Origin of the sequence: Pseudoalteromonas sp. SG43-7, assembly GCF_014164295.1 — a bacterium.
In the GTDB taxonomy this organism is placed as follows: Bacteria; Pseudomonadota; Gammaproteobacteria; order Enterobacterales; family Alteromonadaceae; genus Pseudoalteromonas; species Pseudoalteromonas rhizosphaerae.
The window spans coordinates 1-24271 of sequence record NZ_JACJEY010000063.1 but is presented as its reverse complement, the minus strand read 5'-3'; the positions used below and the strand labels follow the sequence as shown (position 1 = coordinate 24271).

General features: G+C 40.8%; 17 protein-coding genes and 1 pseudogene. 14 read left to right on the top strand and 4 right to left on the bottom strand.

What is annotated here, in order from left to right; translation table 11 throughout:
- Positions 1 to 45: 45 nt before the first annotated feature.
- From H5200_RS20100 to nadC, 3 genes are all read right to left on the bottom strand, one after another.
- Entirely contained in the window at positions 46 to 1272 is a 1227-nt protein-coding gene (locus H5200_RS20100) for a type II secretion system F family protein (RefSeq protein WP_182762348.1), read from the bottom strand.
- Positions 1273 to 1347: 75 nt separating this feature from the next.
- Positions 1348 to 1836, bottom strand: a complete 489-nt coding sequence (locus tag H5200_RS20095; protein ID WP_310737053.1) for a prepilin-type N-terminal cleavage/methylation domain-containing protein — start codon at positions 1834 to 1836, stop codon at positions 1348 to 1350.
- Positions 1837 to 2372: 536 nt separating this feature from the next.
- Positions 2373 to 3218: a carboxylating nicotinate-nucleotide diphosphorylase gene (nadC, locus tag H5200_RS20090; protein WP_145235208.1), complete on the bottom strand. Its 846-nt coding sequence runs from the start codon at positions 3216 to 3218 to the stop codon at positions 2373 to 2375.
- Positions 3219 to 3929: 711 nt separating this feature from the next.
- Between nadC and ampD the strand changes: the two genes are divergently transcribed.
- The 8 genes from ampD to H5200_RS20050 all read left to right on the top strand — a co-directional run bounded on the left by ampD (position 3930) and on the right by H5200_RS20050 (position 14832).
- Positions 3930 to 4475, top strand: a complete 546-nt coding sequence (ampD, locus tag H5200_RS20085; protein ID WP_145235210.1) for a 1,6-anhydro-N-acetylmuramyl-L-alanine amidase AmpD — start codon at positions 3930 to 3932, stop codon at positions 4473 to 4475.
- 27 nt (positions 4476 to 4502) lie between these two features.
- Positions 4503 to 5354 carry a beta-lactamase regulator AmpE gene (gene ampE / locus H5200_RS20080; protein WP_182762345.1) on the top strand — a complete coding sequence of 284 codons (852 nt, stop codon included), beginning with the start codon at positions 4503 to 4505 and terminating at the stop codon, positions 5352 to 5354.
- A 725-nt stretch (positions 5355 to 6079) separates the two neighbouring features.
- Positions 6080 to 6829, top strand: a complete 750-nt coding sequence (pdhR, locus tag H5200_RS20075; protein ID WP_182718482.1) for a pyruvate dehydrogenase complex transcriptional repressor PdhR — start codon at positions 6080 to 6082, stop codon at positions 6827 to 6829.
- Between the two features lie 114 nt (positions 6830 to 6943).
- On the top strand, positions 6944 to 9610 hold the full coding sequence (gene aceE / locus H5200_RS20070; protein WP_182731558.1) for a pyruvate dehydrogenase (acetyl-transferring), homodimeric type: 2667 nt from the start codon (positions 6944 to 6946) through the stop codon (positions 9608 to 9610).
- A gap of 10 nt (positions 9611 to 9620) precedes the next feature.
- On the top strand, positions 9621 to 11528 hold the full coding sequence (aceF, locus tag H5200_RS20065; RefSeq protein WP_182718480.1) for a pyruvate dehydrogenase complex dihydrolipoyllysine-residue acetyltransferase: 1908 nt from the start codon (positions 9621 to 9623) through the stop codon (positions 11526 to 11528).
- 195 nt (positions 11529 to 11723) lie between these two features.
- On the top strand, positions 11724 to 13151 hold the full coding sequence (gene lpdA, locus H5200_RS20060) for a dihydrolipoyl dehydrogenase (RefSeq protein ID WP_145235220.1): 1428 nt from the start codon (positions 11724 to 11726) through the stop codon (positions 13149 to 13151).
- A 348-nt stretch (positions 13152 to 13499) separates the two neighbouring features.
- Complete coding sequence (locus H5200_RS20055) at positions 13500 to 14189, top strand: tRNA-uridine aminocarboxypropyltransferase (protein WP_182718479.1); 690 nt, start codon at positions 13500 to 13502, stop codon at positions 14187 to 14189.
- A gap of 196 nt (positions 14190 to 14385) precedes the next feature.
- A complete protein-coding gene (locus tag H5200_RS20050) occupies positions 14386 to 14832 on the top strand; it encodes an REP-associated tyrosine transposase (protein ID WP_182718478.1) in 447 nt (148 codons plus the stop codon).
- Between the two features lie 960 nt (positions 14833 to 15792).
- Here the strand turns inward: H5200_RS20050 and rapA are convergent.
- Positions 15793 to 18687 (bottom strand): RNA polymerase-associated protein RapA, encoded by a 2895-nt coding sequence (rapA, locus tag H5200_RS20045; RefSeq protein WP_182762344.1) that lies wholly within the window; start codon positions 18685 to 18687, stop codon positions 15793 to 15795.
- 295 nt (positions 18688 to 18982) lie between these two features.
- On the opposite strand from rapA, the pseudogene H5200_RS20040 reads away from it, so the two are divergent.
- The 6 genes and pseudogenes from H5200_RS20040 to H5200_RS20015 form a co-directional block, all read left to right on the top strand.
- Positions 18983 to 19846, top strand: a pseudogene (locus H5200_RS20040) (PIN domain-containing protein); the annotation flags it as partial.
- A 257-nt stretch (positions 19847 to 20103) separates the two neighbouring features.
- Entirely contained in the window at positions 20104 to 21486 is a 1383-nt protein-coding gene (locus tag H5200_RS20035; RefSeq protein WP_008109623.1) for a PhoH family protein, read from the top strand.
- A 192-nt stretch (positions 21487 to 21678) separates the two neighbouring features.
- On the top strand, positions 21679 to 22041 hold the full coding sequence (locus tag H5200_RS20030) for a hypothetical protein (protein ID WP_008109624.1): 363 nt from the start codon (positions 21679 to 21681) through the stop codon (positions 22039 to 22041).
- Positions 22042 to 22249: 208 nt separating this feature from the next.
- Positions 22250 to 23287, top strand: coding sequence for a hypothetical protein (locus H5200_RS20025; RefSeq protein ID WP_008109625.1), 1038 nt, complete (start codon positions 22250 to 22252; stop codon positions 23285 to 23287).
- Positions 23284 to 23601, top strand: coding sequence for a hypothetical protein (locus H5200_RS20020; protein WP_008109627.1), 318 nt, complete (start codon positions 23284 to 23286; stop codon positions 23599 to 23601). The genes H5200_RS20025 and H5200_RS20020 overlap by 4 nt, the downstream gene beginning before the upstream one ends.
- A gap of 12 nt (positions 23602 to 23613) precedes the next feature.
- Positions 23614 to 23961, top strand: coding sequence for a hypothetical protein (locus tag H5200_RS20015; protein ID WP_016899198.1), 348 nt, complete (start codon positions 23614 to 23616; stop codon positions 23959 to 23961).
- Positions 23962 to 24271 lie beyond the last annotated feature (310 nt).

Here is a 24271-nt window from a genome sequence, read left to right as displayed (position 1 = left end):
CTTACAGCTTACAGCTTACAGCTTACAGCTTACAGCTTACAGCTTTTATATAACCGACCCAAGTTGGAAAATAGGTAAGTACATAGCAATGATCAAACCACCAACTAACACGCCGAGTACCGCCATAATAAGCGGCTCTAATAAGCTCGATAGGCCATCTACTGCATCATCAACTTCTTGCTCATAAATAGTGGCGACTTTTGCCAGCATGCCATCCAAAGAGCCTGACTCTTCACCTATGGCGACCATTTGTATCACCATATCGGGGAATATTTTTGAGTTGCGCATCGCCCAGTTCATTTGATTACCCGAGCTTACTTCAGCTTTGATATCTAAAATAGCATAACGATAAACCGCGTTACCTGAAGCCCCAGCAGCTGAGTCCAGCGCATCAACCAGCGGTACACCTGCCGCAAAGGTGGTCGAAAGCGTACGGGCATAACGCGCCACTGCAGCTTTGTTTAAAATCATACCAATTACGGGTAATTTTAAAATAGCACGGTCGTTGGCATCGCGTAGTTTTTTGCTTTTTAGTAGCGCTTCTTTATAAGCATAACCAAAGCCAACAAGGGCAATTAACATCATCCACCAGTACTCTTGCATAAACTCAGATATACCAATCACCATTAAGGTAAAAGCAGGGAGTTCTGCACCAAAGCCGGCAAAAATATCTTGGAATTGCGGCACTACGAATATAAGTAGGATTGAGGTTACAATTAAAGCCACTACCAATACTGCAATGGGATAAAACATGGCTTTTTTAATTTTTGACTTTAGCGCTTCGGATTTTTCTTTATAAAGGGCAACACGGTCGAATATTTTATCCAGTGCACCAGATTGCTCACCAGAGGCGACTAAATCACAATACAAATCATCAAAATAACGAGGGTGTTTACGCAGTGCATTGGAAAGCGTACCACCGGCTTTGACCTCATCACCAATGGTTTCCATTAGTTTGCTAACACTTTTATTTGTAGCGCCGGTACCTATCATTTCGATTGATTGAATAAGTGGTACGCCCGCCATTAGCATAGTGGCAATTTGCCGCGTAACTAAAGCAATATCTTTTGGCTTAATAGCCTGCATACGCATGCCGAACAAAGGTTTGGCTTTACGCTTTACTTTTGAGGGGGTGATACCTTGTTTACGAAGTTGCGCTTTAACTAAGGCAATACTTGCGCCAGTCATTTCGCCTTCAAGGCGTTTACCTCGAGCGCTAACGCCAACCCATTGAAAGGTATCTAAAGATTTTGTATCGGATTGTTTTGACATTCGTTAGGCTCTTTGCAGTTTTAATAAAAAAGGTAGCTGAACAAGCTACCTTAATTTATAAATACTAATTATGGATTAACCACCGCCAGTTGAAGCAGGAGAAGCAGGAACTGTACAAGAACTTGGTAACCAACTTGCTTTTGCTGGACTAGTAACAGCACCAGTACAAACCCATTCTGAAATAGTGAAGCCTGTAGTGAAATCTGTTGCAACAGCTGCCTTTCCTGCAGATGTTTGAGGAGTTAAGATTATTGATAAGCCATTCATGTCGTCTCGGCCCGCAGCTGTAATAACCCCCGCAGCAGTAACTGTTAAAGTGTTTACATACTTTGTTTGAGTAAAGCCAGTGTCGCAATCATCCGGCGACTGTCCTACTTGTGCTTTCTCTGATGCACAAGTTCTAGCTGTGCTAGCCGCTAGCATTAATTCAGTCCCTTTAGCTCGAGCTGTATAATCTTGATACGCAGGCAAGGCTACTGCTGCCAAGATACCGATGATTGCAACTACAATCATTAATTCAATTAGGGTAAAACCCTTTTGACTTTGTTGTGTCATTTTTTCCATGTTCCTCTCCTAAAGGATAGTGTTTTTTGTAAGCTAAATTCATTATGTTAGTAAAGTGTGTAATCACGTTAGCTATTGTAACTGCTTTATCTTACGGTTTTTTTAAAATCGTTAAATTACTAATACCTAACCCAGTGCCTAGCTAAATAATGCTGGATAGGTTTTAGCAACTATTAAAATTACTCTGTTAGATCTACTTTAGCACTAAAACAGCTGATTGAAAGCGGCTTTAACTGCATTTCATCGAATTTTAAAAACTTTCTTCACCCACTACTTGGTATTAATGTTGTTTATTTAACTCACAGCTTTCATCAAAGTAGCCGTGCGGTGTAAAACAATACCCGTAAGTAGTTCTTTAGAATTGGTTGAAAGTTATTTAATTCACCCTTGAGGCTTACATTAGCACTATTTCGTATTATATAAAGCACTAAAATTAACAATTTGTTACAGTGTAAGCCTTTCGGCGTATTTAATGCTTTTTTAATCAGTTTGTCAACGCATTAGGGAAACATAATATTTGTTATTTAGTTTGATTATTACTCAAAGCGCATTGACAAATCGATTGACTGTAAATTTTTTGTAAGTGCCCCGCTGGATATAAAATCGACCCCAGCCTGTGAGTAGGTGCGCAGTGTTTCTAGGGTCATATTACCCGAGACTTCTAATTTAGCGCGCTTATCGGTCAGTACCACTGCTTGTTGAATTTGCTCAACGCTAAAGTTATCCAGCATTATAATATCAGCACCGGCTGTAATGGCTTGATCTAGCTCAATAAGTGATTCGACTTCTACTTCTACTGGTTTAGTTGGATGATTAAGTTTTGCTTGCGCTACGGCTTTATCGATGCCACCACAGGCGGCAATGTGGTTTTCTTTAATTAAAAACGCATCAAATAAGCCAATGCGATGATTTGCGCCACCGCCACATTTGACCGCGTACTTTTGTAATGCCCGGAGGCCCGGAATGGTTTTACGGGTATCGAGTAGTTGGGTGTTGGTGCCACTGAGTTCTTTTACATAATGCGCTGTGGTGGTGGCTGTACCTGACAAGGTTTGTACAAAATTAAGTGCGGTACGTTCGGCTGTTAAAATAGCGCGGGCAGAACCTATTGCTGTAAATAAGGTATCGTTAGCTTTAACTGTATCACCATCATTTACCAATACATTAACTGCTACACTCGGATCAACTTGTTTGAATACTTCTAAGATAATGTCTTTTCCGCAAAACACGCAATCTTCACGGGTGATCACTTTGGCATTAGCGTGCTGCGCCGCTGGAATTAATTGCGCGGTGATGTCGCCTTGTTCGGCTGTTTGGTAATTTAAATCTTCATCAAGGGCAAGTTTAACCAATTGGCTTAAAAGGCTGTGTGGGATAGACATTATAAAAGCTCATTATAATTAAGAAATTGCGCAAATTTTACATGGTTTGAAAGTGAAAGAGAAGGCTGAAGCTATAAGTTTGATTAGGTTCTAGAGAGTGAGGTTCTAGGTTTTAGGAAGTGACTAGATGCTAGGGCATATTCGAAGCACGTTGCTCGAAGTCCGTGGCATTTGTTCTTCTCATTCACTTCTCTTTGTGCAAAAGTCTTTTAGTGATTTATTCACCACAGAGATCATCGAGCTCACAGAGGAAAAACCAATAGGTAATAGTGATTAACTTTACTTTTGTCTTCTCGGTGTAGCAAAGCGCCTCGGTGGGTTCGGTGGTGAAATAGTGTGTCTGTATAAATGTAAAAACAGTCGCGAGGTAAACTCGCTGCTACCAATGCGTAGATGCGGGTTTACCCCGCGCAATTAAAATTTATTCACAAAGAGGACAAGAGACGCTGCGCTTTTGAGGAAAATAGGAACTAGGTTCTAGGGAAGTGACTAGCTGCTAAGTGAACTTACAGCCGGCAGCTCGTTACCCGTAGCCCGTGGCTTTCTGTTCTCGGTGGTGAAATTGGTTTGTCTATGTAAGTGTAGAAACAATCGCGAGGTAAACTCGCTGCTACCGGCGCAAAACAATGAAAGTGCTTTGCTGTTATTCTACTTGGAAATCTATTAGCATCTGACTATGCATTTATTTACAGGCCATTATGAATATAAACTATGAAAATAAACTCTTTTGGTGTCGTTAGTACCGCTATCCAGCGACCAAGTACGCATTTTGATGAGCGCCCACTAGGTGAGGAAATATCTTTATTAGTGATTCATAATATTTCCTTGCCAGCAGGGCAGTTTGCCACGCCGTTTGTGGATGATTTGTTTATGGGATGTATTGATTGCCAAGCACACCCTAGCTTTGCTGATTTAAAGGGGTTGAGAGTTTCAGCACATTGTTTTATTAAACGCAGCGGTGAAATAGTTCAATATGTGCCTTTTAGTAAACGTGCTTGGCATGCTGGCCAGTCTGAGTTTTTAGGACGTAGTCAGTGTAATGATTTTAGTATTGGTATTGAGCTTGAAGGTACAGATACAACGGCGTATACCCAAAATCAATATAATGCATTACAATCCTTAACTAAGACATTGATATATAAATACCCAGCTATCACACGCTCGCGTGTTGTTGGCCATTGTCACATTGCACCAGGGCGAAAAACAGACCCTGGAGACAGTTTTGATTGGAATCATTATTTTGCAGCTATATTTTAACTAGCGCCCATTTGGAAAGAGAAAAGTATGATCTTAATTTCTATAATAATAGCTCTGATATTAGAGCGTTTAGGTGCCCGATCTGATTATTGGCAAATAAGCTATTACGCGCAAGGCTATTTAACACGTTCAAAAAAACAGCTTGGCGAGCAAGGTCTATTCAATTCGCCTGCGGGATTTATTATTTGGTTGTGTTTGCCGGTATTACTTGTGGCGGTTATTTTTACCTTATCTGATTTTGTATTATGGCAGTTAGCTATTAATGTGGCTGTGCTGCTGGTTTGCTTTGGCTGTGCTAAACAACGTGCTTTATATAAGTCCTATTTAAATGCGCTAACCCGTGATGATCAGCAAGCGGCAACCTTATATGCACTGCAAATGGGGCAAAAGAAAACGGAAGAGGAAAAAGGCGGTGAAACCTTTGGACAAACGTTGGCTTGGGTAAACTTTCGTTTTTATTGTGCAGTTATTTTTTGGTTTGTAATATTAGGCGTACCTGGCGCGACCTTTTATGCATTAGTACGTACTTTTGCTGATTTAGTGCAGAACGACCATAAAGTTGTGTATGCCAAACGTTTTAAACTTATTCATTCATTATTATTTTGGCTTGATTGGTTACCAGCCAGAATCGCCAGCTTTGGTTATCTAGTAATAGGTAACTTTAATAAAGGCACCAGTTGCTGGCTGCATTATGCACTCGATTTTACAGTGAGTAACCGTAAAGTGGTTACTAATACCGCGCTTGCCGCAGAGCAAATAGAACAGCAACATTTTGGTTGCGCGTATGAAGCAACTTGTATGATGAAGCTTGTAAAACGAAATGTGTTGTTTTACTTGGTGTTGATTGCCTTGTTTACTTTATTTGGTGGTTTAGCGTAAATAAACAGATGCTAGGTTTTAGGGAAGTAATTGTCGCGAGGTAAACTCGCTGCTACCCGCGCAATTAAAATTTATTCACAAAGAGGTTAAGAGCCGCTGCGCTTTAGAGAAGTAATTATAAAAGTAGTGACTAGGTGTTTGAGTCTATTCGCAGCTCGAAGCCCGTGGCGTTTTTTTCATTTGCGCTCATTCACTTCTCTTTGTGCAAAAGTCTTTTATTGATTTATTCACCACAGAGAGCACCGAGTTAATAGAGGAAAAACCTGTTAGTAATTAACTTTACTTTTGTATTCTCTGTGTAGCGCGTAGCGCCTCCTGCCCTCAGTGGTGAAATTGGCTGTCTATGTAAATGTAGAAACAGTCGCGAGGTAAACTCGCTGCTACCAATGCGTAGGCGCGGGTTTACCCCGCGCAGTTTAATTTATTATATAGTACACTTCGAGTTCAAAAAAACTCGCCCACTAGTTTTTGATTATCTGGTCAGACCATTGTGTTTTTCTATAAAATTCCTTCCTAAACACTGGCTTTATCTCATACTGTTTGATCTTTGTGCAAAATACGTTAGGGTGTTTTTTAAGGTGCGTCGCAGCGAAATTGACAGCAAACTTGCTTTTTGATAACGTATGGCTCAAATTTGGTATGACCAATTTACCTTTTGGTCTAGTCTCTGGGCACAAACTTGGATTTTTCAGGTTACATTTCCACTACAATGCGGACGTTGATTAATGTCTTTAAAGATTAAAGCAGCAAAACTATCGGATGTTATTTTACAGCAACTTGAGAACATGATTCTTGAGGGCTCATTAGCACCGGGTGAGAAACTGCCGCCAGAGCGTGAATTAGCCAAACAATTTGAAGTGTCTCGCCCTTCATTACGTGAAGCCATTCAAAAGCTAGAGGCAAAAGGCTTAGTAACGCGACGTCAAGGTGGCGGAACGTTTGTAAAAAATCAGCTAGAAGAAGGGCTCACTGATCCGTTATTTGACTTGATCAGTAAACATCCTGAATCACAGTTTGATTTATTAGAGTTTCGTCATGCTCTCGAAGGGATTGCAGCTTATTATGCTGCGCTTCGTGGTACTAGCACTGACTTTGCTAAAGTTAAGCAAAGCTTTGAATGCATTGCATTAGCTAATGATGATTTACTACAAAAAGCCAAAGCAATTAACGCGTTTCACTTTAGTGTGGCAGAAGCCTCGCATAATGTGGTGTTACTGCATTTAGTACGCGGTATGCGGGCATTGCTTGAGCAAAATGTTTTACAAAATTTAACGGTATTGTTAGAGAAGCCGCATATTAGTTCGCGCTTAGCTGAGCATCGCCGTTTATTGATGGATGCAGTGATTGAAGGGAATCCAGAGCAGGCGCGACTTGCCAGTAATGCTCACTTAGCTTTCATTGAAGAAGCGTTATTGGAAGCAGGTAAAGAGCATTCACGAATTGAGCGTAGTTTAAGACGCACAAAGCAAAATTAAGTAACAAAAAACTAAGTTAAAGATAAATAATTTAAGCAAGTGCTGTATATGGCAACACGATTACCACAGTGCTAATTAAGAACATTCGTATTTTAAACATAAGGAAACCTCCATATGTCTGAAGTCAATAAAATTGACGTAGACGCGCTAGAAACACAAGAGTGGTTACAAGCTCTTGAATCAGTTGTGCGTGAAGAAGGTGTTGAACGTGCTCAGTTTTTACTTGAGCAAGTATTAGAGCAAGCCCGTTTAGACGGTGTTGATATGCCAACAGGTATCAACACAAACTACGTTAATACGATCCCGGTAGATCAAGAACCTGCTTACCCAGGGGACGTAAACCTTGAGCGCCGTATTCGTTCTATTATTCGTTGGAACGCAATCATGATTGTATTGCGTGCTTCGAAAAAAGACCTCGACCTAGGCGGCCATATGGCGTCTTACCAGTCATCAGCGGCGTTTTATGAAGTATGTTTTAACCATTTCTTCAAAGCCCCAAATGATGTAGACGGCGGTGACTTAGTTTATTATCAAGGTCATATTTCTCCGGGTATTTATGCACGTGCATTTGTTGAAGGTCGTTTATCTGCTGCGCAGCTTGATAACTTCCGTCAAGAAGTTGATGGCGAAGGTTTACCATCTTACCCACACCCTAAATTAATGCCTGAATTCTGGCAGTTCCCTACGGTATCTATGGGTCTTGGTCCTATCGCGTCTATTTACCAAGCGCGCTTCTTAAAGTACCTAGATGGTCGTGGCTTAAAAGACACTAAAAACCAACGTGTATACGCGTTTTTAGGCGATGGCGAAATGGATGAGCCAGAATCGCGTGGCGCTATTTCTTTTGCTGCTCGTGAAAAACTAGACAACCTTTGTTACTTAATTAACTGTAACTTACAGCGCCTAGATGGCCCAGTAATGGGTAATGGTAAAATCATTCAAGAGCTTGAAGGTCTATTCAAAGGCGCTGGCTGGAATGTGATCAAGCTAGTGTGGGGCAGCGGCTGGGATATCCTACTAGCTAAAGACACCACAGGTAAGTTATTGCAATTGATGAACGAAACAGTCGATGGCGATTACCAAACTTATAAAGCTAAAAATGGCGCGTACGTACGTGAACATTTCTTTGGTCGTTACCCTGAAACAGCAGCACTTGTTGCTGATATGACAGATGACGAAATCTTCGCGCTTAAGCGTGGTGGTCATGAGCCATCAAAATTATTCGCTGCATTCAAAAAAGCAGAAGAGACCAAAGGTCGCCCAACAGTTATCCTAGCTAAAACTGTAAAAGGTTACGGCATGGGTGAAGCGGCTGAAGGTAAGAATATTGCTCACCAAGTGAAAAAAATGGACATGTCACACGTTGCCCATTTACGTTCACGTTTAGGTCTTGATGATTTAGTATCTGAAGAGCAACTTGCAGAACTTCCTTATTTAACACTTGAAGAAGGTTCGGCTGAGCACAAGTACTTACATGCTCGCCGTGATGCACTTAAAGGTTATACGCCAAAACGTATTCCTAACTTTACTGAAAAGTTAGTACTGCCAGAAGTAGAAGCGTTCAAGCCACTACTTGAAGAGCAAAAGCGTGATATCTCTACCACTATGGGCTTTGTTCGTGCACTTAATATCTTATTGAAAGATAAAGGTATTGGTAAAAACATCGTACCAATTATTGCCGATGAAGCGCGTACCTTTGGTATGGAAGGTTTATTCCGTCAAATCGGTATTTATAACCCGCATGGCCAAAACTATACGCCGCAAGACCGTGATATCGTTTCTTACTACAAAGAAGCAACATCGGGTCAAGTATTGCAAGAAGGTATCAACGAGTTAGGTGCAATGTCATCGTGGGTTGCTGCGGCAACATCATACAGCACTAACGATTTACCAATGATCCCATTCTATATCTACTATTCAATGTTCGGTTTCCAACGTGTTGGCGACATGGCATGGATGGCGGGTGACCAACAAGCACGTGGTTTCTTATTAGGTGCTACTGCCGGTCGTACAACATTAAACGGTGAAGGCCTACAGCACGAAGATGGTCACAGCCATATTCTTGCTAACACAGTACCTAACTGTATCTCTTACGATCCAACATACGCTTACGAAGTAGCGGTTATTGTTCAAGATGGTATTCGTCGTATGTACGGTGAAGATCAAGAAAACATTTACTACTACCTAACGCTTATGAACGAAAACTATGCACAACCTGCTATGCCAGAAGGTGCTGAAGAAGGTATTCGTAAAGGTATCTACAAGCTAGAAAGCTACGCAGGCAAAAAAGCCAACGTACAGCTATTAAGCTCAGGTACTATCATGACTGAAGTGCGTAAAGCAGCCGCGATTTTAAGTGATGATTACGGTATTGCATCTGATGTGTATTCAGTAACGTCGTTTAACGAATTAACTCGTGAAGGGCAAGATGTTGAGCGTTTCAATATGCTTAACCCTGAAAGCGAACAGAAGACTGCCTACATCACCAGTGTATTAAATGACTCAGTGACTGTTGCCGCAACGGATTACATGAAAAACTACGCAGAACAAGCGCGTTCATTCATTCCAAGCAGCAACTACAAAGTATTAGGTACAGATGGTTACGGTCGTTCTGATAGCCGTGAAAACCTTCGTCGTCACTTTGAAGTTAACGCCAGCTACGTAGTAGTTGCGACGTTATCTGAACTTGCTAAACGTGGTGAAGTTGAGAAGTCAGTTGTGGTTGAAGCACTTAAAAAGTTCAACATCGACACTAACAAACTTAATCCACTGTACGCATAAGAGGTTTGCAATGAGTATTGAAATTAAAGTACCAGATATCGGTGGCGATGAAGTCGAAGTAACCGAAATTCTAGTGAGCGTTGGTGACAAAGTTGACGTTGACCAATCATTACTAACTGTTGAGGGTGATAAAGCCTCAATGGAAGTACCTGCGGCACAAGCCGGTACTGTAAAAGAAATCAAAGTAAACGTGGGCGACACGGTTACTACGGGTTCTTTAGTATTCTTGTTTGAAGGTGAAGAGCAAGCATCTAGCGAAGCGCCTGCAGAACCAGCAAAATCTGAAGATGCAGCACCTGCTGCGTCTTCAGGTTCAACAACTAAAGAAGTCACCGTACCAGATATCGGCGATGATGAAGTTGAAGTAACGGAAATCATGGTTGCTGTTGGCGACACTGTTGAAGAAGAACAATCTATCTTAAACGTTGAAGGCGACAAAGCGGCAATGGAAGTACCAGCGCCGTTTGCAGGTACTGTTAAAGAAATTAAAGTTGCCGCTGGCGATAAAGTAAAAACAGGCTCTTTAGTGTTTGTTTTTGAAGTGGCTGGTAGTGAGCCTGCAGCTGCGAAAGCAGAAACAGCGCCAGCTCAAGAGTCTGCGCCGGCACAAAGTTCAGCGCCAAGCAGTAAAGAAGTAAACGTGCCTGATATCGGCGGTGATGAGGTTGAAGTCACTGAAGTGATGGTTGCAGTAGGCGATAAGGTTACTGAAGATCAGTCAATCTTAAACGTTGAAGGCGACAAAGCGGCAATGGAAGTACCAGCACCATTTGCCGGTACTGTTAAAGAGATTAAAGTTGCTGCGGGCGATAAAGTATCGACCGGTTCACTTATCTTTGTATTTGAAGTGCAAGGCAGTGCACCTGCAGCTACCGCTGAAAAAACGGCTTCTGAATCTGCACCAGCAGCGAAAGCAGAATCAGCTCCAGCTCCACAAGCAGCGCCTGCAAAAGCGAGCAATGAAAGCTTTGAAAACAATAGTGCGTATGCTCATGCATCGCCAGTTGTTCGCCGCTTAGCCCGTGAGTTTGGTATTAACCTTGCGAACGTAAAAGGCTCAGGTCGTAAAAATCGCGTTGTGAAAGAAGACGTGCAAGACTATGTGAAGAACTTAGTTAAGCAAGTTGAGTCAGGCCAATTAGCGACAGCTTCTGGCAATGCTGGCGGTAGTGAGCTTGGTTTAATTCCATGGCCAAAAGTTGATTTTGCTAAATTTGGTGAAATCGAAGAGAAAAAACTATCTCGTATTCAAAAGCTATCGGGTAAAAACTTACACCGTAACTGGGTGCAAATTCCACATGTTACGCAGTTTGATGAAGCTGATATCACAACTCTTGAAGAGTTCCGTAAAGAGCAAAATGCCCTTAGCGAGAAGAAAAAGCTAGGTGTTAAAATCACCCCGCTGGTATTTGTAATGAAAGCAGCAGCGAAAGCACTTGCTGAGTTCCCTACATTTAACTCATCACTATCTAACGACGGTGAAAGCTTAATTCTTAAGAAGTACATCAATATCGGTGTTGCAGTTGATACGCCAAACGGTTTGGTTGTGCCAGTATTTAAAGATGTTGATAAGAAAGGCATCATTGAATTATCGCGTGAATTAATGGAAGTATCTGTTAAAGCGCGTGACGGTAAACTTACCTCGTCTGATATGCAAGGTGGCTGTTTTACAATTTCAAGCCTTGGTGGTATTGGCGGTACAGCCTTTACGCCAATCGTAAATGCCCCAGAAGTTGCTATTTTAGGTGTCTCTAAATCAGAAATTAAACCTAAGTGGAATGGCAAAGAGTTTGAACCAAAACTAATGGTTCCACTTTCTATGTCTTACGACCATAGGGTGATTGACGGTGCACTAGCGGCACGCTTTACTGTAACTTTAGCAAGTTACATGAGCGATATTCGCCAATTAGTAATGTAAGCAATTGCTGCATGTAGCGAAATAAATAGAATCAAATCCCAGCCAGTTGTTTTTTGCTGGGATTTTTACCATTTGCAATGATACAATATTTGTATATTTTGCATAAATTTTTGATCTGCTCTCCCTTTCTGCCTTGCAGAAACATGGCAGTTAAACTTTAGGGCAGTGTCCCGTTCAAACAATTAAGGTAAAAGCATGAGCAACGAATTAAAAACTCAAGTTGTTGTACTAGGCGGTGGTCCTGGTGGTTATTCTGCGGCTTTCCGTGCTGCTGACTTGGGCTTAGAAGTAACAGTAGTAGAATCTCGCGACACATTAGGCGGTGTATGTCTTAATGTTGGTTGTATTCCTTCGAAAGCACTTTTACACGTAGCTAAAGTAATTGATGATGCAGCAGAAATGTCATCTCATGGTGTTACTTTTGGCGCACCACAAATTGATTTAGATAAAATTCGTTCGTGGAAAGAGTCAGTTGTTAGCCAACTTACTGGTGGCCTAGACGGCATGGCTAAAATGCGTAAAGTTAAAGTGGTTTACGGTTACGGTAAATTCACAGGTAGCAACACGCTTGATGTTGAAGGCGCTGACGGTAAAACAACAATTACTTTTGATAACGCTATCATTGCTGCTGGTTCTAAACCTGTAAACTTACCTTTCATTCCTGAAGATGACCGCGTAATTGATTCAACCGGTGCACTAGAGCTTAAAGACATCCCTGAAAAGCTATTAGTATTAGGTGGTGGTATTATTGGTCTTGAAATGGGTACTGTGTATCGCGCACTAGGTTCTGCAATCGACGTAGTTGAATTTGCTGACCAACTAGTACCAGCTGCTGATAAAGACATCATCAAGATTTACCAAAAATACGTAAGTGATAAATTTAACGTTATGCTATCAACTAAAGTTGTTGGCGTAGAAGCGAAAGATGACGGCTTATACGTTACATTTGAAGGTAAAAACGCACCAGCTGAACCAGTACGTTATGACAAAGTATTAGTTGCTGTTGGTCGTACACCAAACGGTAACTTATTAGATGCTGACAAAGCGGGTGTTAATGTTGATGAGCGTGGCTTCATTAATGTTGATAAGCAACTTAAAACTAACGTTGACCACATCTTCGCGATTGGTGACTTAGTTGGCCAACCTATGCTTGCGCACAAAGCGGTTCATGAAGGTCACGTTGCTGCTGAAGTTATCTCAGGTCAAAAACATTACTTTGATCCGAAATGTATTCCTTCAATTGCCTATACTGATCCAGAAATCGCTTGGGTTGGCGTAACTGAGAAAGAAGCAAAAGAGCAAGGCTTAAGCATTGAAACAGCTGTATTCCCATGGGCTGCATCAGGTCGTGCAATTGCATCTTCTCGTACTGAAGGTTCTACTAAACTGATCTTTGATAAAGAAAGTGGCCGTATTATCGGTGGTGCTATGATTGGTATTAACGCAGGTGAAATGCTGGGCGAAATCGGTCTAGGTATCGAAATGGGCGCTGACGGTGAAGATTTAGCATTAACTATTCATGCTCATCCAACATTGAACGAATCAATCGGTCTTGCAGCTGAAATATTTGAAGGTTCAATCACTGATTTACCAAACAAAAAAGCAGTTAAAAAGAAGAAGTAAGTTCTTTTAGTTAATTGTTTAAAAACCCAAGCCACGGCTTGGGTTTTTTGTTTTATAGGCGCGGGTGTGTAATACGTAATACCTTGTAGGCGCGGGTTTACCCCGCGCAATTAGATTAAAGTTCGTTTAGTGATTAATTCACCACCGAGAACACAGAGAAGAAATAAGTGATTTTTACTTTGGTTTCTCTGTGTAGCGCGAAGCGCCTTTGTGCCCTCAGTGGTAAATAATGGGCTTTATCGCGAGGTAAACTCGCTGCTACCAATACGTAGGCGTGGGTTTACCCTGCGCAAATGTGTTATAATATCCGCCGAACAAATTTAGGTACTATTTTAGGTAATAAACCACGTGAATAAACGCTCTTCTAATTCAGTACTTACTTTGCGTGCCCAGCAAATTAGTGAATCTCGCCGTGAGTTTAATGCTCGTGGCGGTAAAATGGATCGCTGTGAGCGATGCTTAATCGCGAAGCATTACTGTATTTGTGACGGTGTGGAGCAGGCTGATAGTCAGGCGGCGGTATGCTTACTTATGTATCACAACGAGAGTTTTAAACCCTCTAATACAGGGCGATTAATTGCTGAAATTATTCCTGATAATCATGCTTTTCGTTGGGACAGGACTGATCCTGACGATAAACTATTAGCCTTATTAAATGACCCGCAATATCAACCTATGGTGATATTTCCTGCTACAGATGTTGAAGATACTGCACGCGTTATTACTGATGTACAACACCAGCCTAATAAACGTCCCTTGTTTATCTTTTTAGATGGCACATGGCGTGAAGCGAAAAAAATGATCCGCAAAAGCCCTTATCTCGATAATTTACCCGTGCTGTCGATCACCGCTGAAAAACTGTCTGACTATCGCTTACGGGTTGCCCCGCATGCTCACCAACTTGGCACTGCTGAAGTGGCCATTATGGTGTTAGCACTGGCAGGGGAGTCTGATGCAGCAACTAAGCTTGAACAGCATTTTATGAAGTTTCGCGACGCGTATTTGTTAGGAAAGCGCAATAAAGGCAGGCCGACGTAGGTTTTAGTTTATCCCGCGCAAATATATAATTTAGATGCTGGATAAAACTATGTTGCTTCTGTCGCGATGTAAAATCGCTGCTACGACTTTGTGATATCTCGTAGGCGCGGGTTTACCCCGCGCAAATGTGCGACAAAAAATTTAACAACATTTAAGCTATGAGCTATTTTTATACTTTACCTACAAGGATTGGTAGATGTATAAATCACAAAATCTAAGAAAAGGGCGGGTTTCTTTACCACATCACTTTTATGCTATTACCCTCGTTACACATAATCGCAGCAACTACTTTGTAAACTTGGATTTTAATCGTCACATTATAAAACAAATGCAATTATTAGAAGTACAAGAATACCTCAAATCTAATGCGTTTATTATTATGCCAAATCATATCCATTGGCAATTTCAGTTGCTCATTAACAGCCCCTTACCACAAATAATCCGTTGCTTTAAAGGACGAACTGCAGCCGCTTGCCGTGAATTCGGTATTTATAAATTATGGCAAAAAGGGTATTACGATCATTTAATTCGAGATGAAGATGATTTAGTTAAAAATGCGCGTTATATAATCGCGAATCCACTAAGAGCTGGTTTGGTTAAAAATGTTGCTGATTATCCATACTGGGATTGTGTTTATGTATGAGTCTAGCATTTTGGTGATGTAGGCGCGGGTTTACCCTGCGTAATTAGATTAAAGTTCGTTCAGTGATTAATTCACCACCGAGAACACAGAGAAGAAATAAGTGATTTTTTACTTTGGTTTCTCTGTGTAGCGCGAAGCGCCTTTGTGCCCTCAGTGGTAAATAATGGGCTTTATCGCGAGGTAAACTCGCTGCTACGAATGGGCAATATCTCGTAGGCGCGGGTTTACCCCGCGCAAATGCAAAATGTAAATACGGGATAAAATTCAGCCGTGGAACAACCCATGTCGCGATGTAAAATCGCTGCTACGAATGTGCAATATCTCGTAGGCGCGGGTTTACCCCGCGCAAATGAAAAATGTAAGAACGTTATAAAGCTCAGCTGCGGAACAACCCATGTCGCGATATGAAATCGCTGCTACGAATGGGCAATATCTCGTAGGCGCGGGTTTACCCCGCGCAATTAGATTAAAGTTCGTTCAGTGATTAATTCACCACTGAGAACACAGAGAAGAAATAAGTGATTTTTTACTTTGGTTTCTCTGTGTAGCGCGAAGCGCCTCTGTGCCCTCAGTGGTAAATAATGGGCTTTATCGCGAGGTAAACTCGCAGCTACCAATACGTAGGCGTGGGTGGTTTACCCCGCGTAAATGCAAAATGTAAATACGGGATAAAATTCAGCCGCGAAACAACTCCTGTCGCGATATAAAATCGCTGCTACAAATTTGTAATATCTTGTAGGCGCGGGTTTACCCCGCGCAAATGTAAAGTGTAAATACGGGATAAAATTCAGCCTCGAAACAACCTTTGTCGCGATGTAAAATCGCTGCAACGAATAGGCAATATCTTGTTGGCGTGGGTTTTCAGCGTAACATGTAATAAAAAAGCGCGCTGTAACTTAATACACCGCGCTTTTTTAAACTTAAAACTTACAGCTTATAACTTAAAGCTCAGCTCTCAAATCAATGCGATACCACAATTAAGCGAATGGCATCTAACTGCAACTGTGCTTTGCCGATATAACTTGTCAGCTCTGTGCGTTGCTTATCGTAAAAGGTCAGTTCTTCTTCACGGATATTTGGGTTGATCTGTTTCAGCGCCGCTAAACGTGCTTGCTCTTCACTGAGTGACTGTTGCATTTGCTCAAGCGCCGCAGTGCGAATGACTTCTAACTTAGTTTGTGCCATGTCTTGGGCAGTTTTAAGCATTGGGTGAATCGCACTTTGTAATGCGCCAGCTAGTTTACTGGCTGTTTGACGCCCTACCGCTGAAAGCTGCTGGTTAAAGCCATCAAAGCCGACGTTATCAGCTAAGTTGTTGCTGGCTTTATCAAGCAATATACGAATTGGTGTCGGTGGTAAAAAACGGCCAACTTGCAGCGCTTTTGGTGCCATAGCTGCTGCTACGTATATTAGCTCCACAAAGAAGGTGCCTGGTGGTAGCTTTTTGTTTTTAAGCAGCGCGACCGAGGCGGTTCCAAAGTCATCATCACAGATCATGTCTAAAGTGCCTTGCACCATAGGGTGATCCCAACTGATGAAGTGTACGTCTTCTTGCGCTAATGCTGTATCACGGTCAAACGTTACTGTCATACCGTCGTCTTTTAAACTTGGGAATGATGGGTTTAACATATGCTCAGTTGGTTTTAAGATAATGGTATTTTCACCTTTATCTTCTTGGCTAACACCGAAGGTATCAAACACGTTGATCATATAGCTTGGCAGTTCAAACTGGTTGTCTAATTTTTCAATATCGACAACCAGCGAGTCTGCTGCACCTTGGCCTGATGAGTGTAACTCAAGCAAACGGTCACGGCCGCTTTCCATTTGTTTACGCAGTACTGCGTTTTGACCGGCTACTTGCTCTAGTAATGGCTCTAGCTCGTCTTCATCACAGTTATGGGCGGCAATAAACTCAAGTAGCTCATCTTTAAACTCTTTATACAAAAGTTGCCCGGTGCTTGAGGTGGTTTCAAAGGCATCTAAGCCTTCGTTATACCAACGCAGTAATACTTCTTGTGCGCTGTTTTCAAAGTACGGTACATGTATATTGATGTCTTGAGTTTGGCCAATACGGTCAAGGCGACCAATACGTTGCTCAAGTAAATCTGGGTTCAGTGGTAAATCAAATAACACTAAGTGATGAGCAAATTGGAAGTTACGACCTTCTGAACCAATTTCAGAGCACAATAATATTTGTGCATTGTCGTATTCATCAGCAAAGAATGCAGCGGCGCGATCTCGCTCAATAATTGTCATGCCTTCATGGAACACTGAGGCTTTAATCGCTTCGCGTTCACGCAGGATTTGCTCAAGGCTGATAGCGGTTTCGGCTTTAGCACAAATAAGCAGGACTTTTTCGCGTTTAAGGGTTTTTAGGGTGTCGATCAACCATTCTACTCGAGGATCAAATTGTCCCCAGCTAGCGCTTTCGCCTTCAAACTCTTGGAATATTTTTTCAGGAAATAGGGCGCGTTGCGCGCTAAGCTCTGCATTTTTAATGCCGCTCATATTGCCCAATACTGAAATTGCCGTTTTATATTGTTTCGGCATAGCCATCGGGTAGGCGTGTAGTTTGCGACTAGGGTAGCCGTCAATGCCGCTACGGCTATTTCTAAACAAAATACGGCCTGTGCCATGGCGATCTAATAACATCGCCAAAATCTCTTTACGGGCCGCTGCATCGCCATTTTGCGCTTGTTCAAGCACCTTACTGATGTCGGTTTCTTTTAACAGCTCAATTAGCGTGGCTCTTGCGTTGTCATCAAGGGCTTGCTGTTGTAATAATTGATTAGCAGCCTCTGCCACATGCTTATAGTTACTTTCTTCAGCAACAAAGGCATCGTAGTCATAAAAGCGATCAGGATCGAGTAACTGTAGGCGCGCAAAGTGGCTGCGGTGGCCAAGTTGATCCGGTGTTGCTGTTAATAGTATCAGCCCTGGAATATCTTGGCTAAGCTCAGCCATACGTTGATATTCAGTGCTTGGTTTACCGTTGGTAATACTTAAATGATGCGCTTCATCAACAATCAGTAAATCCCAATCAGCCATTGTTGCTTGTTCAAACCAGCGTTTTTTCTTGGTTAAAAACTCAAGGCTAGTTAGTACTAACTGTTCAGTGTCGAATACATTTGGTGAGTCGGCAAAGGCTTCATCGCAACGCTCTTCATCAAAAATTGAAAAGTGTAAATTAAAGCGGCGCAGCATTTCAACTAACCACTGATGCTGTAAGTTCTCCGGCACTACGATGAGCACTCGGCTTGCGCGACCACTGATAATTTGTTGATGTAAAATCATCCCCGCTTCAATGGTTTTACCAAGGCCTACTTCATCAGACAATAACACTCGAGGAGCAAATCGTTTACCGACCTCTTGTGCAATATAAAGCTGATGCGGAATTAAGCTTGCGCGCTGGCCAATCAAACCCTTAATAGGTGATTGTTGGCGTTCAAACTGGTGTTGCCATGTTTGATAGCGCAATGTATAGCGATCAAAACGGTCAACTTGGCCGGCAAATAAGCGATCTTGTGGTTTATTAAATTTGATGAAGTGATCTAAAAACGTTTCTTTTAATTGTGCTTTTTCACCGTTATCAATACGAGTGCCGTGATAACAAAGTAAATCACCGATAGGTTCAATTGACTCGACTTCAAGTTCCCATTCTTCAACGCTTTTGATCACATCACCAGGATTAAATGCCACACGGGTAACCGGTGCTTCTAGCATTGAGTAAACACGGTTTTCGCCACTGGCGGGAAATAAAATGCTGACCTGACGGCCCTCAAGGGCAACCACTGTGCCTAATCCTAAATCTGACTCTGTATCACTGATCCAACGCTGACCTAAGGAAAAATTCATGTATGTCTCGTCTATGAAGAAAAAGGCGGCTATGTTACCTGTTAGCTAACACCACTGCAAGGTGCGAACCAGCTGACTTTTAATTAATTTAATAACTGTGAATTATTCCTATTAAAGTTGCTGCAATAAGGATTAATTCAAAACAAAAAAAGGTTTGTCATAAAACAGACTTTTATGACATCTAAGCTAAACTTAGAATATACCAAGCAATTAAGTTTTTCAGGGTGAACATTCAACCCGTTTTACTTGATTAGTTGGGTATAGCATAAAAATCATAAAACGTAAGGAAAGTGCTATGGAAAAAGCTTCGAACCTTGATAGTAAAATGTATGTGCTAGATACCAATGTATTGCTTCACGAACCCCTCGCGTATTTATCATTCCAAGAACATGATGTTGTAATTCCCATGACAGTTTTAGAGGAACTGGATCATATAAAAGATCGTAAGCATGATGTCAGCCGTGATGCCCGTGTGGCCATTCGTGGTTTGGATGAAGTGCTCAAAGATGCCACACCAGAACAAATGCTCAAAGGCGTCGCTCTACCTAGTAATAAAAAGGCCAAAGCGTCTTCGGCTGGCACACTTATTATTGTTAATGATCATTTATTTGTCGATTCTATCTCAGGTTTACCTGGCAACGAAAATGACCACCGTATTATCAATTGTGCCGTGCACCTACAAAAACAACATCCTAATAGCAAAGTGGTGTTAGTTACCAAAGATATTAATATGCGTTTAAAGGCCAAAGGCGCAGGGCTTAAATTTGTTGAAGATTATCGTACTGATCAGCTGATTGATGATATTGCTTTGCTCTCCAGTGGTTATAAAAAAATTGCTGGCGATTTTTGGCAGCATGTGGGCGAATGTGAAACCGAGCAACATGGTCGTGATGCGTTTCATAAAGTGGCAAAAAGTTTGATCCCCGATGTATTTTGCAATGAATATTTACTTGATGACAGCGGTCAGTTTGCCGCACGAGTCAAATCTTATGATGAGCAGCATATTATGCTCAAAGATATCGGTGTTGAGCGATTAATGCATCAATCGGCATGGGGAGTAAAGCCAAAAAATATTTATCAAGGCATGGCAATGGATGCGTTACTCGATACCGGTATTGAATTAGTTATTTTAACAGGTCCTGCAGGATGCGGAAAAACAGGTATTACTGCAAGCTTTTTTTCAATATTTGTGCAGACCTATCTACAGACCTTATTCTTACTGAATAAATTGAGTATTTATAACAGGCTAAGATCTAATCTCTCTAACATGTCATTAAGTGTGACTTAAAGAATAGAACCATTCATCAATAAATATAAATAATGGATTTAACCTGCAAGAGGCACAAACAAAAATAATAAAGCTAAGGTAAATCTAAAATGCTAATTAATGAAAATCGTTCTCAAAGGAGAACTAAAATGAATAATCCAAGTGAAAACAAAAACCCAAGAGTATTGGATACATCGGCACTAGTTCATGATCCAAAGTCACTTCTTGCGTACAGTGAAGACGTATACATCTGTCTAACAGTTCTAGAAGAATTAGATAACTTAAAAGAAAGAACTAACAAATCGGTTAGTGCTGATGCTCGTGTATGTATTCGTATGCTTGAAGATATAATAAATGGGCACAGTGCAGAAGAGATGGAAGCTGGTATTCCACTACCTTCTACTGAAACAGCTAAACGAGGAAAACTGTTTATTGGAATTGATACCCAGCTCGATATGGCTAAAGAGTTAAAGCACGGTATTGGAAGTGACGCTGACAATAGAATAATTAACTATGCACTGTATCTTCAGAAGGACTTAGATAAAGACGTAGTAATTGTTAGCCGTGACATTAATATGCGCTTGAAAGCTCGAACCGTAGGGGTCATGGCAGAAGACGTTGCCGTAGATAATCAAATATCAGATATTGATCTTTTATACACAGGGGTACAAGCCTTTAAAGGAGATCTTTTTGATCGAATTAAATCAGACAAAGACTTCAAGGTTTCAGGAGAAGTTTATACTTTCCCAATAAGTCTATTTAATGATGAAGTTCAGCCAAACATGTATTGGTACGATGAAGCTGGACACATTGGGCGAATTTCAGAAGTAACAGATACTGAGGTATTCACAAAGTTATTGCCTCGTAAACAAGAAAAAGTATGGGGCATTTTGCCTAAAAATCAGCGTCAGGCAGTAGCTTTAAGCCAATTAACAGATCCATATTATGACTTAAATATCATCCTTGGCCCTGCTGGCTCCGGAAAAACTTTTTTAGCAGTTGCTTCGGCGCTGCATCAAGTATTGGAGTTAAAAAAGTACAAAAAAATCGTTGTGGTGCGCTCCAGAGACTTTATGGACGATGATCCGGGGTTTTTACCCGGTGACCTGACAGAGAAATCAATGCCGTTATTAGCAGGTATAACAGATGCGCTTATATCAATGCATTCAGGTGATAACAATGAAGGTAATATTAGTGCAACTGTTGAGCATGTGATCGAAAAAGCCAATATAGAATTTACTAGTATGGCTTACTTCCGAGGTCGTTCAATAGACGATGCTGTTTTAATCATTGATGAAGCTCAAAACATGACTAGAGCGCAAATTAAGGGCATGTTAAGCCGTGGTGGCAAAAATTGTCGCACAATCGTGTTGGGCAACTTAGCCCAGATTGATGATAAGTTTGTCACACCCGCATCTTCAGGTGCTAGCGCGGCTGTTAACGTGTATAGAAACTATGAAAAAGGCTCAGTATTGATATTTGATGAAGTAGAGCGTAGTAGCTTGGCTGAATTCACTGAAAAGAACATGTAGGCATCAAACTACAATTCACATTTCCTTATAATATTGCGACAATAGCCACTGCTTTTTGCAGTGGCTTTTCAGAGAAGCCCGTTCCCACGAAAACAGGACGAAATGGATTTACTCTGAACTAAAAGATTAAATATTCACAAAAACTGAGTGACATAGGTGCGTGGCCTAGCGTTGCCGTTTTTTGGTGTATTGATGTCTTTTAATAAAGAAGACCTGCTAGTAAATATAAAAAGGCAGGCAAAACGATTATCTAAATTATTAACTATTCCCCTTGGACAAGCCCAAGAAGCCCTAGCTATTTGTCTTTACGGCTGTGACAGTTACAGCGATTTACTAGTAAAAATAAAAGCTGAATCCTTTGACAACCCATTGATAGCACTGTCTGCACTCTCACCAAACTCGGAAATATTTTTAGTAAAAATATTAGCTAGCCACCTAGATAGCATTATTGGAAATTTTGAAAAAAAATTTCCCGGCTCCAATATAAATGAAGAGATGGTCGTATCCCTGTTTGGGCTTAGCTTTTCAGAGTTCAAACTCAAAATATCTACCTAAAGTTGTACAAATACGTAAGTTGTCATTTTGTTTTTTGGCGATATTATAATATGAAGGCTGAACGGACAGCCTACGCCTACACATGTTTTTCGCCTTGAAAAACGTGAACAGTGAAGCGGAGCATCCGTAAAAATTTGGTTATTTGAACAATAAATAAAGCAATGTGTTGGTAGGCCATTGTTTATTGGAAAGTTGTTTGGAGAACTAAATGATCTCACTTTATCAATTAAAGAATAAGCTCAATAAACAAGCAAAAGAGTTTGCTGAGTTATTAGAGTTTCCTGATCTTTACGCCCAAGGCCTGTGGGCTAGAGGTGTTTATAACTGCCCTTATTTTTCTGATACCCATAAATATCTCTCTGAAGTATTTGAAAAGAAAAAGCTGGACTCAATTCTAAAGCACGATTCCCTGAAATATTTAATGATCAACGAATACGATGATCAAGAAATTATTGAATCGCTTCATAAAGAAATTGAGTCAATGGCAAACCGTATTGAAAGCCTGATGCTGGTAGATATCGAAACATTAGAGTTAGTTTCAGTGATATACCAAGTTTTAGGGTTGCCTGAAAATGCCAAGTTTATTGTAAATACAGGTGCAGACTTCCGCTTAGAGTGGCGACCATACTTTGATGCCTTTGATGATCCGTTGATAGTTCAATATGCAGATTTAAAAGTTCATGGTTGTTATTTCAGGCTAATCGCTTGCAAGTTTCCGTTTGAAAAGCTTTCCTTGGATGACATTAGAAAATACATGTACATCAATCATGTAAACCATAATGGTGAGTTTGAAGGCTGTATTTCTGAAGGAAATACATTTTCTAAGCATGTGCACTGGCTGGTGTTGACACTTGAATTATTCAGTAGCGGCAAAGTAAATAAGGCTCAGTTCAATCCAACAACCTTCAAAATCGAAGGTATGCGCTATTTGGTATATGGCTTCCCATTGATTCCTTCCTTTGTATCTGATTGGCACAAACCTGATTTATGTCTACGAGTCAAAAATCTAGATGGCGATCAGAAGTTCATTGTTCGTATCGAACAGCAAGATCTTGTTTTTTATGCGAGGCGCGTTGATACCAACTTTTTTAACACAATCGATTATGAAAAATACATTTCGTTGTATCAATCTAGTGTTCTGTCACATTTTGATGCTGACAACAATTTGCTTAAAGTTGATGGGGTTAAATATCTAAGTTTTTTTCGTCCTTTTTCTGTAGAAGATATGAAAGGAGTTCAAGCATGAGACCTAGAGTAAAACTAACCAACGCAAAACTTATCTCAATTCAATCTGATACAGAGGAAAAAGTTGAACGGGTGCTTTACGGCACATTTGCTGACGAAAATGAAAATGGTAAAGAAGGAGATGCTTTATTCACGATAAAGGTTTTGGAAATCAATGGTCTAGAAAGTAAGTGCTTTGGTGTTGACTTTTATATCTTAGATGCTGAATCTAAAGAGTTTGATGTAAATGCATTTGAGTTTAATTTAATGCATGAGTGTATGTATTCTCCTAATGAGTTATTAGAGCTGCGAGATATGCTCCCGGCTAGTTATTAGTAAGGGAATACGTTGGATAGAATATATTTAAAGGATGCCTACATAGTATCTGTTTACGACTATAAAGAATTTGAAAAAATATTTCTTGGCGAGTTTTTATCAGGGGGGGTTATTGAAGATGAAACATTCAGGTTTCGGCCATTTCAGCAAATCGTGACTTCAAAGATTGTTAGCAAATCTGCTGATGAAGATAAGTTAGAAATATACACACATAGTGGGAGTTGTTATGTGATTGATGCTGACCATAAGTTAATTGATATTTCATTTGTTGAACTGGTTGTTATGAGAGCAGGAGCTTATTCGGCAGATCGAGTTTTAGAAATGAGAGAGCAACTTAAGTCTCAAAATAAAAGCCATTGAATAGCGAAGATAAGAAGTCTGATGAGATTATTATTTGTCACTTACCTCTTTGAAAAATTTGACGATAATCAAATATTCATAAATGTTTATACAGCATCAATTGACTTAGTCAAAAATTTGCATTAGTATTAGAGATGTATATTTGTAAGAGAATTTTATGTCTAAAGCATTTTCAAAAGTCTTAGTAATGACGCTTATGCTGGTTGCCTTTGTAGGGCAAGCATTTGCGTATTCTGCTATGCCTTGCGAAATGTCATCAGGTTCTCACGAATCACACATGAACATGAACATGAACATGAACATGAACATG

Bases quoted from the DNA above. Each gene is read 5' to 3' on its own strand.
- nadC (WP_145235208.1), bottom strand. From the start codon at position 3,218: ATGTCTATCCCACACAGCCTTTTAAGCCAATTGGTTAAACTTGCCCTT.
- H5200_RS20095 (WP_310737053.1), bottom strand. From the start codon at position 1,836: ATGGAAAAAATGACACAACAAAGTCAAAAGGGTTTTACCCTAATTGAA.
- H5200_RS20100 (WP_182762348.1), bottom strand. From the start codon at position 1,272: ATGTCAAAACAATCCGATACAAAATCTTTAGATACCTTTCAATGGGTT.
- H5200_RS20030 (WP_008109624.1), top strand. From the start codon at position 21,679: ATGTCTTTTAATAAAGAAGACCTGCTAGTAAATATAAAAAGGCAGGCA.
- lpdA (WP_145235220.1), top strand. From the start codon at position 11,724: ATGAGCAACGAATTAAAAACTCAAGTTGTTGTACTAGGCGGTGGTCCT.
- aceF (WP_182718480.1), top strand. From the start codon at position 9,621: ATGAGTATTGAAATTAAAGTACCAGATATCGGTGGCGATGAAGTCGAA.
- rapA (WP_182762344.1), bottom strand. From the start codon at position 18,687: ATGAATTTTTCCTTAGGTCAGCGTTGGATCAGTGATACAGAGTCAGAT.
- ampE (WP_182762345.1), top strand. From the start codon at position 4,503: ATGATCTTAATTTCTATAATAATAGCTCTGATATTAGAGCGTTTAGGT.
- aceE (WP_182731558.1), top strand. From the start codon at position 6,944: ATGTCTGAAGTCAATAAAATTGACGTAGACGCGCTAGAAACACAAGAG.
- pdhR (WP_182718482.1), top strand. From the start codon at position 6,080: ATGTCTTTAAAGATTAAAGCAGCAAAACTATCGGATGTTATTTTACAG.
- H5200_RS20020 (WP_008109627.1), top strand. From the start codon at position 23,284: ATGAGACCTAGAGTAAAACTAACCAACGCAAAACTTATCTCAATTCAA.
- H5200_RS20035 (WP_008109623.1), top strand. From the start codon at position 20,104: ATGAATAATCCAAGTGAAAACAAAAACCCAAGAGTATTGGATACATCG.
- ampD (WP_145235210.1), top strand. From the start codon at position 3,930: ATGAAAATAAACTCTTTTGGTGTCGTTAGTACCGCTATCCAGCGACCA.
- H5200_RS20050 (WP_182718478.1), top strand. From the start codon at position 14,386: ATGTATAAATCACAAAATCTAAGAAAAGGGCGGGTTTCTTTACCACAT.
- H5200_RS20025 (WP_008109625.1), top strand. From the start codon at position 22,250: ATGATCTCACTTTATCAATTAAAGAATAAGCTCAATAAACAAGCAAAA.